The sequence below is a fragment of the Erythrobacter aurantius genome, assembly GCF_023823125.1.
Lineage (GTDB): Bacteria > Pseudomonadota > Alphaproteobacteria > Sphingomonadales > Sphingomonadaceae > Erythrobacter > Erythrobacter aurantius.
The window spans coordinates 2,132,151-2,145,405 of the sequence record NZ_CP090949.1 but is presented as its reverse complement, the minus strand read 5'-3'; the positions used below and the strand labels follow the sequence as shown (position 1 = coordinate 2,145,405).

Annotated in this window: 13 protein-coding genes and 1 pseudogene; 11 read left to right on the top strand and 3 right to left on the bottom strand. The window is 60.2% G+C overall.

Going from position 1 to position 13,255, the window contains the following annotated elements; genetic code table 11:
* Nucleotides 1–86: 86 nt before the first annotated feature.
* From L1K66_RS10235 to L1K66_RS10220, 4 genes and pseudogenes are all read left to right on the top strand, one after another.
* Nucleotides 87–563: pseudogene (locus L1K66_RS10235) on the top strand (RNA polymerase sigma factor); the annotation flags it as partial.
* Nucleotides 560–1,135, top strand: a complete 576-nt coding sequence (locus tag L1K66_RS10230; RefSeq protein ID WP_252257783.1) for a hypothetical protein — start codon at nucleotides 560–562, stop codon at nucleotides 1,133–1,135. The pseudogene L1K66_RS10235 and the gene L1K66_RS10230, both read left to right, overlap by 4 nt.
* Before the next feature lie 43 nt (nucleotides 1,136–1,178).
* Entirely contained in the window at nucleotides 1,179–2,486 is a 1,308-nt protein-coding gene (locus L1K66_RS10225; RefSeq protein WP_252257782.1) for a serine hydrolase, read from the top strand.
* An 81-nt stretch (nucleotides 2,487–2,567) separates the two neighbouring features.
* Nucleotides 2,568–3,437 (top strand): AAA family ATPase, encoded by an 870-nt coding sequence (locus L1K66_RS10220; RefSeq protein WP_252257781.1) that lies wholly within the window; start codon nucleotides 2,568–2,570, stop codon nucleotides 3,435–3,437.
* A gap of 9 nt (nucleotides 3,438–3,446) precedes the next feature.
* Here the strand turns inward: L1K66_RS10220 and L1K66_RS10215 are convergent, their stop codons facing one another.
* Nucleotides 3,447–4,847: a methyl-accepting chemotaxis protein gene (locus L1K66_RS10215; protein ID WP_252257780.1), complete on the bottom strand. Its 1,401-nt coding sequence runs from the start codon at nucleotides 4,845–4,847 to the stop codon at nucleotides 3,447–3,449.
* A gap of 136 nt (nucleotides 4,848–4,983) precedes the next feature.
* Here L1K66_RS10215 and L1K66_RS10210 point away from each other — a divergent pair, with 136 nt between their 5' ends.
* Nucleotides 4,984–6,168: a vWA domain-containing protein gene (locus L1K66_RS10210; RefSeq protein ID WP_034954008.1), complete on the top strand. Its 1,185-nt coding sequence runs from the start codon at nucleotides 4,984–4,986 to the stop codon at nucleotides 6,166–6,168.
* Nucleotides 6,165–6,848: an immunity protein Imm33 domain-containing protein gene (locus tag L1K66_RS10205; protein ID WP_252257779.1), complete on the top strand. Its 684-nt coding sequence runs from the start codon at nucleotides 6,165–6,167 to the stop codon at nucleotides 6,846–6,848. Before L1K66_RS10210 ends, L1K66_RS10205 begins: the two co-directional genes overlap by 4 nt.
* Nucleotides 6,849–6,854: 6 nt before the next feature.
* Here L1K66_RS10205 and L1K66_RS10200 read toward each other — a convergent pair whose 3' ends face one another.
* Nucleotides 6,855–8,069 (bottom strand): exo-beta-N-acetylmuramidase NamZ family protein, encoded by a 1,215-nt coding sequence (locus L1K66_RS10200; RefSeq protein ID WP_252260485.1) that lies wholly within the window; start codon nucleotides 8,067–8,069, stop codon nucleotides 6,855–6,857.
* Nucleotides 8,070–8,180: 111 nt separating this feature from the next.
* On the opposite strand from L1K66_RS10200, the gene L1K66_RS10195 reads away from it, so the two are divergent.
* Complete coding sequence (locus L1K66_RS10195) at nucleotides 8,181–8,675, top strand: TspO/MBR family protein (protein WP_252257777.1); 495 nt, start codon at nucleotides 8,181–8,183, stop codon at nucleotides 8,673–8,675.
* On the opposite strand, the gene L1K66_RS10190 is transcribed toward L1K66_RS10195, so the two are convergent.
* The gene (locus tag L1K66_RS10190) at nucleotides 8,659–9,177 is read right to left on the bottom strand and encodes a DOMON domain-containing protein (protein ID WP_252257775.1); all 519 of its coding nucleotides are present in this window, start codon (nucleotides 9,175–9,177) and stop codon (nucleotides 8,659–8,661) included. The genes L1K66_RS10195 and L1K66_RS10190 overlap by 17 nt on opposite strands.
* Before the next feature lie 88 nt (nucleotides 9,178–9,265).
* Between L1K66_RS10190 and tyrS the strand changes: the two genes are divergently transcribed.
* The 4 genes from tyrS to cysK all read left to right on the top strand — a co-directional run bounded on the left by tyrS (nucleotide 9,266) and on the right by cysK (nucleotide 13,244).
* A complete protein-coding gene (gene tyrS, locus L1K66_RS10185) occupies nucleotides 9,266–10,492 on the top strand; it encodes a tyrosine--tRNA ligase (protein WP_252257773.1) in 1,227 nt (408 codons plus the stop codon).
* Between the two features lie 128 nt (nucleotides 10,493–10,620).
* A complete protein-coding gene (locus tag L1K66_RS10180; RefSeq protein WP_252257772.1) occupies nucleotides 10,621–10,959 on the top strand; it encodes a PilZ domain-containing protein in 339 nt (112 codons plus the stop codon).
* A gap of 57 nt (nucleotides 10,960–11,016) precedes the next feature.
* A complete protein-coding gene (locus L1K66_RS10175; RefSeq protein WP_407931943.1) occupies nucleotides 11,017–12,303 on the top strand; it encodes an MFS transporter in 1,287 nt (428 codons plus the stop codon).
* A 20-nt stretch (nucleotides 12,304–12,323) separates the two neighbouring features.
* Nucleotides 12,324–13,244 carry a cysteine synthase A gene (gene cysK, locus L1K66_RS10170; protein ID WP_252257770.1) on the top strand — a complete coding sequence of 307 codons (921 nt, stop codon included), beginning with the start codon at nucleotides 12,324–12,326 and terminating at the stop codon, nucleotides 13,242–13,244.
* Nucleotides 13,245–13,255: the final 11 nt, after the last annotated feature.

Below are 13,255 nucleotides of genomic sequence, written 5' to 3'. Positions count from 1 at the left end.
CGCGTAAGAAATTCGCCGCGCGCCAGACTAAGGGGGGCATGACATAGACAGTCGATCAGCTTTACCGGCAGGCAGGCGAGGAATTTGCCCCTGCCATTGCGCGTCTCGCCCGAGCGGTGGAGCGCGATGCTGAAAAGGCGCGCGATCTCGAACAGGAAATGCACTGCGCGCTCTGGACCAGCCTTGCCCGGTTCAAGGGGGACTGTGCGCTCAAGACCTGGGTTTACCGCGTCGCGCACAATGTCGCGGCCGATCATGTGAGCAAGGCGACGCGCGGCCCGAAAAAGGTTCCGCTGGAAGAGATCGATGCCCTTCCGGCGGCGGGAAATCCCGAAAGCGATGCTGCCGAAGCACTGGTGCTGCAACAGGTCGCCCAGTTGATCCGCGCCCTGCCCCCGGTCGACGCGCAAGCCATCGTTCTGTGGCTAGAAGGTGAGAGCGCAGCCGAAATCGCGGAAATCACCGGCCTGTCATCCGGAGCCGTCGCCACGCGCGTCCATCGGATCAAGGCGCTGCTCGCCGGACATTTCGAACAACCGACAGACAAAGGAGCCAAGGCATGAGCCTCCCCCCCTTCCCCGCCTGGCAGAATGCCGCCAGCGAAGCCTCTTTCAGCGATCCCGCCACCTGCGCGGCCCGCGCATCGAAGTTCGAGCGCACGATCCGTCGCCGCAACCTGATCGAATATGCGGCGGGCGCGTTTGTGATTGTACTGTTCACGGCCTCGTCCGCAGGAGCCGCCTTCAAAGGCGAATGGCTGATTGCGCTGTCGATGGCTCTCACGGTGGTCGGTGCTGTGATTGTGCTGTTGGGACTGCGTCGCCGCGCGAGCAATCTGGATCGTCGTCCCGAAGACCCTTGCGTGCTGCACCTGCGCCGCCAATACGAACGCCAGTTTGAAGCCTTGCGGGACGTACCCAAGTGGTATCTCGGCCCGCTGATCCCCGGGTTGGCGCTGTTCTACTTCGCGGTCACTCTGGGCACCGCCGAGGTGACGGGCTGGGTTGAAGCCTTGCGGGGAATAGCCTGGCCGGTTGTGGCGACGATTGGCCTGTTCGGGGTTATCGCGCTTGCCAACTGGATCGCCGCCCGATCGCTCCGGCGCAAGATCGAAGAGATCGACGCGCTGGCTTGATGCCGCCCATCTCCCTAATGTCCCGTCCCCACGGAGGATGATGATGAAACCGACGCTTTTTCTTGCCTTTCTGGCCGCCCCGGCGCTTGCTCTGGCCGTTCCGGTCGAAGCCCAAGAGGCACCCACCGCAAACGAACAGACGGATGAACAAACCCCGCTCGAATTTCGTGCCGAACAGATCGTTGCTGTCATCAATAGCGAAATTGATCCGAAGGAGGTGTTTTCGGCGGAGTTTCTGAAGGCAGTTCCACTTGCGCAACTTGCGGCAGTTTCAGCGCAGTTCACCAGCCAGTTCGGGCCTGCAATTGCAGTTGAAAGCATCGATCCGGCCGATGGCACACGTGGGATTTTGGCTCTGCGCATGGAGCGCGCGATTGCCCGTGGGCCGATTGCGATTGATCCGAGCGACGAAAACCGCGTCAGCGAACTGCTTTTCCAGAGCTTCGAGGCGATTGACGACAGCCCGGCCAAGATCGAGGCTGACCTTGCGAACCTGCCGGGAGAAGTCAGCTGGTGGTTCGGTCCGATAGACGGATCGTCAGGTCCGCTGATTGCAGACCGCGCGAGCGAGCAGATGCCACTGGGTTCGACTTTCAAGCTGTATGTCCTCGCCGCCCTCGCCCGGGACATTGCAGCAGGAAAGCGCGCATGGGGCGATGTCGTGAACCTCGGCGATACACGCAGCTTCCCCAGCGGCATGATGCAGGATTGGCCAACGGGAGCGTCGGTGACGCTGGAGACGCTCGCGAGCCTGATGATCTCGATCAGCGACAACACCGCCACCGATGCGCTGATAGATGTGTTGGGGCGCGATGCCGTGCTTCAGGCAGTTATCGACAGCGGGCATTCCAGCCCAGAACTCAACGATCCGTTCCTGAAAACACGCGACATGTTTCTGCTGAAGGCGGGGCCCGAAGGCAGGCTGCACACCTACAGTGAAGCCGACGCCGATGTGCGCAGCCAGATCCTTGAGGGGATAGACGAGCCCGTCCTGCCGATGAGTACTGTGCAGGCTGCGTTTTCCGGCGGTCCGATCGCTCTCGATGTCGAATGGTTTGCGAGCGCGCGCGATCTTGCAGGCCTGATGCGCTTCATGCGTCGCACCGCCGACCCGCGAGCGTTCGAGATCATGGCGATCAGCCCTAACATGCCTGAAAACGCCCGCAGCAACTGGACCTATGCCGGATACAAGGGCGGGTCTGAACCGGGCGTGCTAAACCTCACCTGGCTTTTGACCGACCAGCAAGGCCGGGACCACGCGCTTATCCTCAGCTGGCGTAATGACGATGCCAATGTCGACCAGAATGCGCTGGAACTGATCGCCCAGCGGATGCTCGCCCTCCCTCGCTAAAGCGAGAGGTGGTTGCCCCTTGCGCGCTGCCCTCGCGCCCCGTATCGCGTCGCTTGAATTTTCAGTCTCGAAGGGAAACCCATGAGCGACAGCACGACCGATACGCAGCGTTTTGAAGGCACCAGCAACTATATCGCGACCGATGATCTGAAAGTCGCCGTAAACGCTGCGGTGACCCTGCGCCGGCCGTTGCTGGTCAAGGGTGAACCGGGCACCGGTAAAACGGTCCTCGCGCACGAAATCTCCAAGGCGATCAACGCACCGCTGATCGAATGGAACATCAAGTCGACCACCAAGGCGCAGCAGGGTCTCTACGAATATGACGCGGTTGCGCGCCTTCGCGATGGCCAGTTGGGTGATGAGCGGGTCCACGACATCCGCAACTACATCAAAAAGGGCAAGCTGTGGGAAGCCTTCACCAGCCCCGAACTGCCCGTGCTGCTGATCGACGAGATCGACAAGGCCGATATCGAGTTCCCCAATGACCTGTTGCAGGAACTCGACCGCATGAGCTTCGACGTTTACGAAACGCAGGAGCGGATCGAGGCAAAGGAACGCCCGATCGTCGTCATCACGTCGAACAATGAAAAGGAATTGCCCGACGCATTCCTGCGCCGGTGTTTCTTCCACTACATCAAGTTCCCCGATCGCGAGACAATGCAGGCGATCATCGACGTCCACTTCCCCGGCATCCAGAAAACGCTGGTGAAGAAGGCGATGGATATCTTCTATGAACTGCGCGAAGTGCCGGGCTTGAAGAAGAAGCCGTCAACCAGCGAATTGCTCGACTGGCTCAAGCTGCTGCTGAACGAAGACATGCCGCTGGACGTTCTGCAGGACAGCAACCCCAACAGCGCGATCCCGCCGCTGCATGGCGCGCTGCTGAAGAATGAGCAGGACGTGATGCTGTTCGAACGGCTAGCCTTCATGGCACGCCGCAATCCGAGCTGATCCCTGTTATCAGCGGAAGCTGTAGGCTACCTCGAAGTCACCCCAGCGACGGCCGTTGATTATCAGCGGGACGTAGACATTGCGCACGACCCGGTACTGGCGCCCGTCGCCTTCCTGGCGATAGACCGCCATCATGTAAGGCGCGGTGCTGGATTTGGCTTTCTTGTCGATTGGGTCGAACAGGATCCGGCCGTTGCGGCAGTATTTGGTGTCGTGCACGATATCGCCGGTCGGCTTGCGGGCCATCTCGCTGATGTGCGTCGGCAGGAAGCCTTTGGTATCGGTGCAGGCGGCGGCGCTCATCGCCGGATCGGAATCCTTGGCGGCATCCAGCAGTGGCTGCCAATTGCGATCGGCCCAATCGTTGAGGCCGGTGCGATAACGCTGCGGCTTGCTGCCGGGGATCGGAACGTAATCCTGATCGAACAGGTCGTTCGCTGAGAGCTCACCGCGGGCAATTGCAGCCTCGGTAAGCTCGGCCAGTTCACGGGCTGCGGCCTGCGCTTTCTCAACCATCACGCTGTCCTGCGGGCTAAGGCCAGCCTGCACCAGCGAATCGAACATCTCGCTCGCGGTCATTTCCAGCTCTTCCATGCGCGCGTGCGCACCCTGAAGCTGTTCTTCATTGGTACGGGCAGCCTCATCGAAGCTGATGAGCACTTTCTGCACCGCATCGACGTGATTGCTGATCGTGCCGGTAGAGCGGGCGATGACGTCGTTCTGCTTGTCTACCTCTTCCACCAGATCGCCAACGCTGGCGATCGTGTTCTCGATCCGGGCGACCGATTCCTTGGCATCGCCGCTGGCGCGAGCGCCTTCTTCGATTCTGCCGATCACCACGCTTGCTTCTTCGCCAAGCGCGTCGATGGTCTGAGCGATTTCAACCGTCGCCTTGCGCGTATCGTTGGCGAGGCTTTTCACCTCGCTGGCGACCACGGCGAAGGTACGGCCAGCATCCCCGGCGCGCATTGCCTCGATCGTGGCATTCAGGGCGAGGATGTTGGTCGTCTCCGCGATATCCTCGATGTCCTTCGCGCTGCGGCGAACCTGCTCCATCGCCGCAGAGAAACTGGTGACATGCTGACCGAGCGCATCGACCAGATCCAGCAGGGACGCGATCTGGCCTAGCGATGACTGGATCAGGGCAGTACCCTCCCCCAGTCGCTCGATCGCCCGTTCGGAAAGCAGACGAGCCTCGTCGCTGGCTTCGGCAACCTTGTTCTGATCGGCTTCCAGAGCCTTGACGGTGCCGCGCAGCGCCTCATGCTCCTCGCGCAGCACTTCGGACGAGCGGATAACTGCTTCAACAACGCCGGCAACATCGGTGCAACCAACCGTGACAGCGCCACATTTCTCCGGGATCTTGTCCAGTGCGCGGGCATTGGCGGTGTCGATGGCGATATTCTGCATTCGGATCAGTCCCCTGTTTGCGACTGCCCTAGCCCCGATATGGTTAGCGAAGCTTTAAATCCGCAGGTGAAATCGGGGCTGCGCACTCTCGATTGTGGGACTGGTAAATCCCCCTTGCCGGGTTTAGGACTGCACCATGTTTTTCAACTTCATCGACGAACTGCGCGCAGCAGGTATCGGGGCAAGCTTCAAGGAGCATCTCACCCTGCTCGAAGCGCTTGACAAGGACGTTATCGAGCAGACGCCCGAAGCGTTCTATTACCTGTCGCGGGCGACTTTCGTGAAGGACGAAGGGATGCTCGATCGCTTCGATCAGGTGTTCCACAAGGTCTTCAAGGGGATCATGACCGATTACGGCCAGAACCCCGTCGATATCCCCGAAGACTGGCTGAAAGCCGTGGCCGAGAAATTCCTCACCGAAGAGGAAATGGCCGCGATTGAAAAGCTGGGCGACTGGGACGAGATCATGGAGACGCTGAAGAAGCGGCTCGAAGAACAGGAAAAGCGCCACCAGGGCGGCAACAAGTGGATCGGAACCGGTGGCACCTCGCCTTTCGGCAATTCCGGCTACAATCCAGAAGGCGTGCGGATCGGCGGCGAAAGCCGGCACAAGCGCGCCGTAAAGGTGTGGGAAAAGCGCGAGTTCAAAAACCTCGACAACACCAAGGAACTGGGCACGCGCAACATCAAGATGGCGCTGCGCCGTCTCCGCCGGTTCGCGCGAGAGGGCAATCCGGATCAGCTTGATATCGACGCCACGATCGAAGGCACTGCCAAGCAGGGCTGGCTGGACATCAAGATGCGGCCCGAACGCCGCAATGCGGTCAAATTGCTGCTGTTTCTCGATGTCGGCGGATCAATGGACCCGTTCATCAAGCTGGTCGAAGAACTGTTCAGCGCAGCGACGGCGGAGTTCAAGAACCTCGAATTCTTCTACTTCCACAACTGCCTGTATGAAGGCGTATGGAAGGACAACAAGCGCCGCTGGCAGGAACGCACCAAGACATGGGACGTGCTCCACAAATACGGCCACGACTACAAGATCGTGTTCGTCGGCGATGCGGCCATGAGCCCCTATGAAATCACCCATGCGGGCGGCAGCGTTGAACACATGAACGAGGAAGCCGGAGCCGTCTGGATGAAGCGCGTGACCGACACCTATCCCGCGGCAGTGTGGCTGAACCCCGTGCCGGAAAAGCAATGGGGCTATTCGCAATCGACCAAGATGCTCAAGCAGCTGATGAATGACCGGATGTATCCGCTGACACTCGATGGTCTGGATGATGCGATGCGCGAACTGAGCCGCAAGCAGGGGCATTGATTATCTCGGGACTGCCACCCGGTATCGCATTGAACGACCCGCGCCCGATAGCGGCGGAAGCACCTTACACGTTCGAGTTGCCCCATGAGATCGAGCTTGCAGCGCTCAAGCCCGGCGACGGCGTAAAGGCGATCTTTCGCCAGACTGAGGGCTACACCAAATATTCTGCCGAGCGCATGTGGGTGATGATTGAGCGGATCGAGGAAGGCGTGGTCCACGGCACGCTAGACAATGAGCCGCACGACATGCCCTTGATCCAGGCCGGAATGCCTGTGGCCGTCCCGCTGACCCATGTCATTTCTTGCGGCTTCAACAACGAGAACCGCCCTGAAGTCCCAGAACGCCGCGATTACTTAGAGCGGTGCTTCGTCGATATCTGCGTGGTCGAAGGGCGCAGCCATGTCGACTATCTCTACCGCGAGCCGCCCGACATGACCCGTGAGGGCGACAAATACCCAGACAGCGGATGGCGGATGCGCGGTGCACCTGACGTGGTCGACAGGGATGAGGAACGCGAAGACCGAATCCAATACATTGCAATCGGCAAGGTTCTTAATGCCGATGACCGCTGGCTGCATCTGATTGACGAGGAACCGGGCGTCGCTTTCCAATGGGACGCCCAAACGCAGGAATACATCCGTATCGAGCGTCCCGACTTGCTTGAACCGGGCGCGGATTGACCCAATTCAATAAAGCAAATGACCCCGCACCAACTGCACCCACGCCGCTTCGTCGGCTGATGCCAATCCGTCCAGATCATCGGGTGCGGCATCCGGATTGTCGACCCATTCGCGCAGCGAAGGGCCGCCGTTGATCACGTCGATGGCGAGCCTGTCGAGCTCGTATTCATAGGGAAAATCGCGCCACAAATCGTAAGACGGGTACAGCCCCCTGATTGCCTTGAACGCCAGCGCCTGCATCCGCCACGGCTTGAAGGCGTCATGATCGTAATCCGGGCCTTCGGCGTGCATCATCAGCGCATTGCACAACTTGCCCGCATGTTTGTGGAAGGTAGGTTCAAACCAGCAATCGCGCATGTGCACACCAGCGCACCAATCCGGCGCGAGCGCGAGCATTTCCTTCGCCACCGCCTTTGCATCGACGTCAGGCGCGCCGAACAGCACCTCCAGCGGGCGGGTGGTCCCCCTGCCCTCTGACAAGGTTGTTCCTTCAAGCATCACCGTCCCTGCATAGCAGCGCGCCATGTTGACGCTGGCGGCATTGGGTGACGGATTTATCCATATGCGTGACGCCGGCCAGCCAAAACCGCTCGCCACCGCTCCGCTATCCGCATCAGGCTGCCACCCCTCCATCGCCACCACCTTGTAAGCGACGTCGAGATCGCAATGCTCGATGAACCAATGGCCCATTTCCCCCATGGTGAGGCCGTGGCGCATCGGCATCGGCGCGGCACCTACAAAGCTTTCCTGCCCCGGCACCAGCAATGTCCCTTCGACCGGGCGACCGGCGGGATTGGGACGGTCAAGAACCCAGACTCCCTTGCCCGCCTTGGCAGCCTCTTCCAGCAGGTAAAGCAGCGTGGTGACAAAGGTGTAGATGCGGCAACCAAGGTCCTGCAGGTCGAACAGGAACACATCCGCGCTCGACATCATCTGCTCCGTCGGACGGCGGACTTCGCCGTAAAGCGAGAAGATGGGTATGCCGTAATGCGGATCCATCTCGTCCGCAGTTTCGACCATATTGTCCTGCTTGTCGCCTTTCAGCCCGTGTTGCGGGCCGAACGCACTGGTCACGTTGACCCCGGCGGCAATCAACGCATCAAGGCTGTGAACCAGCCCCTCCGTCACGCTCGCAGGGTGAGCGACAAGAGCGACCCTGCGGCCATCCAGTTCGTTCAGCAAGGCACGATCGGCCAGAAGCCGGTCTATTCCGAATTTCACGCGTCCAGTCATGCCCGCTGGGTGGATCAGGCGCGCGGCAAAGGCAATCTGTTTTGAAGCGGTGACGCCACGCTGGCGGGAACCGGTGCCGTGCTGTAACGCTGATTGCATATGGACATCGAATGGACTCCAGCACTGATCGCCGCCGCTTGGGCAATCATCCTAGGCGGCGCGGGCGGTGCCTTGACCGAAATCGGCCAATGGTATCGCGAACTGAAGAAGCCAAGCTGGCAACCGCCTGACTGGTTGTTCGGCCCGGCGTGGACAGTGATCCTGGGCCTTGCCGGATGGAGTTTCTATGTAGGGCTCACACAGGCGCCCTCACCCGAAGCGCGATTGGGTGTCTACGCCCTGTTTGCGGCCAATTTCGTGCTGCATTTCCTGTGGTCGCCGCTGTTCTTCAAGGCGAAACGACCCGACTGGGCGCTGTATGAGAATATCCTGCTCTGGTGCTCAGTCACGTCGCTGGTGGTCGTGCTGCCGCGGCTCGTCGGAGACAGCTTCGCCGGGTGGCTGAATGTCCCCTACTTCGTCTGGGTCAGCTTCGCGTTCGTGCTGAACTGGAAGATTGTCCAACTGAACGGGCCGTTCAATCCCGCTCGATAATCACCTGGCGGCAGGCTTCCGAATGGAATTCGGCCTTGCCCGGCGGAAATGCCAAGGCCCAGAATTGCAGCCCGCCATCGCGATGCTCGACAATAGCGTTGAGCGCGACTTGCGCAGGAGCTGGCAAATCGGTTGCGATGCTCGCCCTCAGCACCAGTTCGCCGCGCCCGTCTACGCTCCCCATTGAGGTGCTGAGCGAGATCGCGTCGACGGGGGCATCACGCATCCCTTCGCGGAAGGAGTCGAAATCGTAGGCAGCCCAACGTCCGGACGGCGACAGGTTGAATTCGCGATAATAGGTTCCACCGATCGGTTGCCAGAATATCTCGAAACAGGTCGTCTTCCAGAGATCGTCGGTCCGCACCGACGGCCCCGGTTCGGGCAGAATGATCGAATCGACCCCGCCATCGAGGCGGAATTCCGCTTCGCATCCGGTCGGGGTTGCCTTGATACTTGCGGTGACGCCCTTGATCGGGCCGAGATCGCAGGTCTGATGGAGCATGAGTGGGTGCATATTTATCCTATCGCGCATCGGCTCAAGGCGAGCAAGCCACTGGAAGCGCATGGCCCACACTGATAAGCGCGCGCACATGACATACGAATCCGATCTGCTCCGCCTGCTCGAAGAGCGCGGCTATATCCATCAGGTGACCGATCCGGCAGCGCTTGACGCGCTTGCGGCAAAGCAGATCGTGCCAGGATATATCGGCTTCGATGCTACCGCCCCGAGCCTGCATGTTGGAAGCCTCGTCCAGATCATGATGCTGCGCCGCCTGCAACAAGCAGGGCACAAGCCGATTGTGGTTATGGGTGGCGGGACAACCAAGATCGGCGACCCTTCGGGCAAGGATGAAAGCCGCAAGCTGCTGACCCCCGAAGTTATCGATGAGAATATCGCCTCGATCCGGACGGTTTTTGAAAAGCTGCTGACCTTTGGCGACGGCCCGACCGACGCGATCATGGTCAACAATGACGAATGGCTGTCGCAGCTTGGCTATATCGACCTGCTGCGCGACGTCGGCCCCCATTTCACGATCAATCGGATGTTGACCTTCGATTCCGTCAAATTGCGCCTTGATCGCGAACAGCCGCTGACCTTCCTCGAATTCAACTACATGATTTTGCAAGCATACGATTTCGTTGAGCTTGCCCGGCGGTACGAATGCCGCTTGCAGATGGGCGGATCGGATCAGTGGGGCAATATCGTCAACGGCATGGAGCTTGGCCGCCGGATGGAATCGCGCGATCTGTTCGGGCTGACCACCCCGTTGCTGACAACCGCCGATGGTGCGAAGATGGGCAAGACGGCGGCGGGCGCGGTCTGGCTCAACGAAGAACAGCTGCCGGCGTATGATTTCTGGCAATATTGGCGCAACACGGATGATCGCGATGTCGGTCGATTCCTGCGGCTGTTCACCGATCTGCCGCTCGACGAAATCACGCGTCTCGAAGCTCTGGAAGGGGCAGAGATCAACGCGGCAAAAGTGGTTCTGGCCAATGAAGTCACCACTCTTGTACGCGGGCGCGAGGCGGCCGTTGCGGCGGAAGCGACTGCGCGCGAAACCTTTGCCGGAGGCGGAGCAGGAGACGACCTCCCGTCTGTCAATGTCGGGCCCGAAGGCATGCGGCTTGGCGCATTGCTGACCGAAATCGGCTTCACCGCTTCAAACGGAGAGGCAAAGCGCAAGATCGCTGAAAGCGCGGTAAAGATCGATGGTGAGATCGTGCTGGACCCCGGAATGCTCGTCATTCCGTCCGAAAGCGGATCGCTGAAAATCAGCCTTGGCAAGAAGAAGCACGGCCTCGTTCTGCGATAAGTCCGCCGAAGCCCGGATGCGGGCCCAGATGCAGACTACGCAGCTTTACCAATTGTCAGCCTTTATGGGCCATTAGGTGTGTTGGCCTCGGCAAGAGCGGGCCGAACATGACTATGGAGACTTAGGCTGTGTCAGTCGGAGCGAACCTGAGCGTTACTGATATGCGCCGTGCGGCGCGGCATTCGGTCGATTTCCCGGTGATCGTCGAACACTTCGCCCATGGCGATCTGAACCTGCACGTCTGCAACATTTCTGCCCATGGCTTCATGGTTGATGATGCAGAAAGGCTCAACCGCGGTGACCGGGTCATCATTCGCCTGCCCGTTGTCGGCCGGATCGAAGCCTATGTCATCTGGACCCGCGACAAGCGCGCAGGCTTCCAGTTTGAACGGATCATCCGTCTGGATGATTTCGTCGCTATCATCGACACGCTCCAGCCCAACCCGCGCCTGCGCCGTTCGCGCTGATCCGCGACCACACAACCAAATGAAAGCGATTGCTTGGCAGGCGCGCGCACGCCTGCCATGGGCGCTCTTGTGAGCGATACAGAACCAACGCACCCGTTTCAGGTCCACAATTTCCGCGCCTACTGGGCTTCGCGCCTGACAATGACGCTGGCGCAGGACGCCATGCTGCTGGTGATCCAGTGGCAGGCATACAATCTGGCGCGCGACAGCGGGATGAACATCGCTGAAGGTGCAGGCCAGCTCGCCATCATCGGCCTGCTGCAATTCCTGCCACTTTTCGTTCTCACACCGTTTTCGGGACTGGCGGCGGACCGGTTTGATCGCCGCAAGCTGGCGCTGCTAACAATCCTTGCACAATTCGCTTCGGCTGCGGCCCTGCTCGGTTTCACCGCTAGCGGAACGGTGAGTCTGCCGGTTCTCTTCACCGTCGCCATTGTTCTTGGGATTGCCCGCTGCTTTTCCGGCCCCGCTCTCTCCGCGCTTTCACCCAATCTGGTGCCAAAGCCGATCCTGCCCACCGCCATCGCCCTATCTTCGATATCGTGGCAGGTCGGAAGGCTGGTTGGCCCTGCAATCGGCGCGGTGCTTTATGCCTTTGAACCATCCCTGCCCTATCTCATGGCATCTGCACTGTTTGCCGTATCCGGAACCGCACTGGCGCTGGTGGGCAAGGTACCCCAACCGGCGATGCGAAAGGACCAGAGACCTATAGGTGCGATCATCGACGGCCTGCAATATGTCGGCCGGAACAAGATGGTTCTGGGGGCGATCACGCTTGATCTCTTTGCTGTATTCCTTGCCGGGGCGAACGCGCTGATTCCGGTGTTTGCCCGCGACATTCTGCACACTGATGAAACCGGCCTCGCCATGCTTGCCTCCGCAACGCCAGCAGGGGCAATCTTGGCAGGACTGTGGTTTTCATTCCGCCCGCTCAGCACCAATGTCGGTCCGAAAATGCTATGGGCGGTGGCCGTGTTCGGGCTGGCAACAGTCGTGTTCGGCTTCTCGACCAGCCTGCCGCTCAGCCTCGCCATGCTGTTCGTCATCGGCGCTGCCGACATGTTCAGCGTCTATGTGCGCCAATCACTGATCCAGTTGCACACACCCGATGACAAGCGCGGCCGGGTTTCCTCGGTCAGCATGATGACGATCAGCGCCTCGAACGAGGGCGGCGACGCCTTCTCTGGCGCGCTCGCCTATGTTCTGGGGCCGGTAGCGGCAATCGTCGCTGGAGGCGTTGGTGCGCTTGTAACCGTTGCCGTTTGGAGCCGAATATTCCCAGTGCTCAGGACAACGAAGACCTTCGATCCGCCCGATGATCTGCTAGAAGGGTCGAAACCATAAATCACAGGAGGCCAGACGCCATGAAAGCTGCCAGCATTCTCGAAACCATCGGCAACACCCCGCACATCCGTTTGTCGCGCCTGTTTCCCGATCACGAAGTCTGGCTGAAGTCGGAACGGGCCAATCCCGGCGGATCGATCAAGGATCGCATTGCGCTGGCCATGGTTGAGGATGCCGAGGCCAAGGGCCTGCTCAAGCCCGGCGGCACAATCGTTGAACCCACCAGCGGCAACACCGGTATCGGGCTTGCGATGGTTGCCGCAGTCAAAGGCTATACGCTTGTGCTGGTCATGCCGGAATCGATGTCGATCGAACGTCGGCGCCTGATGCTCGCCTATGGCGCGACATTCGACCTCACGCCCAAGGAAAAGGGCATGAAGGGTGCAATCGAGCGTGCGACCGAAATCGTCGAGACCACTCCGGGCGCGTGGATGCCAAGCCAGTTCGACAATGGCGCAAACCCCGCAGTGCACGCCCGCACCACCGCACAGGAAATCCTCAAGGATTTTGCCGATGCGCCGGTCGACGTAATGATTACGGGTGTCGGCACAGGCGGCCATCTGACCGGGTGCGCCGAGGAACTGAAGAAGCACTGGTCAAGCTTCAAAGCCTATGCGGTGGAGCCCGCCGCCTCGCCCGTGATCAACGGCGGCGAACCAGGCCCGCACCCGATCCAGGGCATTGGCGCTGGCTTCATCCCGGACAACCTCCATACCAACGCCATCGACGGTGCAATCAAGGTCGAAGCTGACGATGCCAAGGAAATGGCCCGCCGCGCCGCGCGCGAGGAAGGCATGCTGATCGGCATTTCTTCAGGGGCGACATTGGCCGCAATCGCAAAGAAGCTTCCCGAACTGGACGCAGGCACGCGCGTCCTCGGCTTCAACTATGACACCGGCGAACGGTATCTGAGTGTACCGGATTTCCTCCCGGTCGAATAACCAGTTCCGCG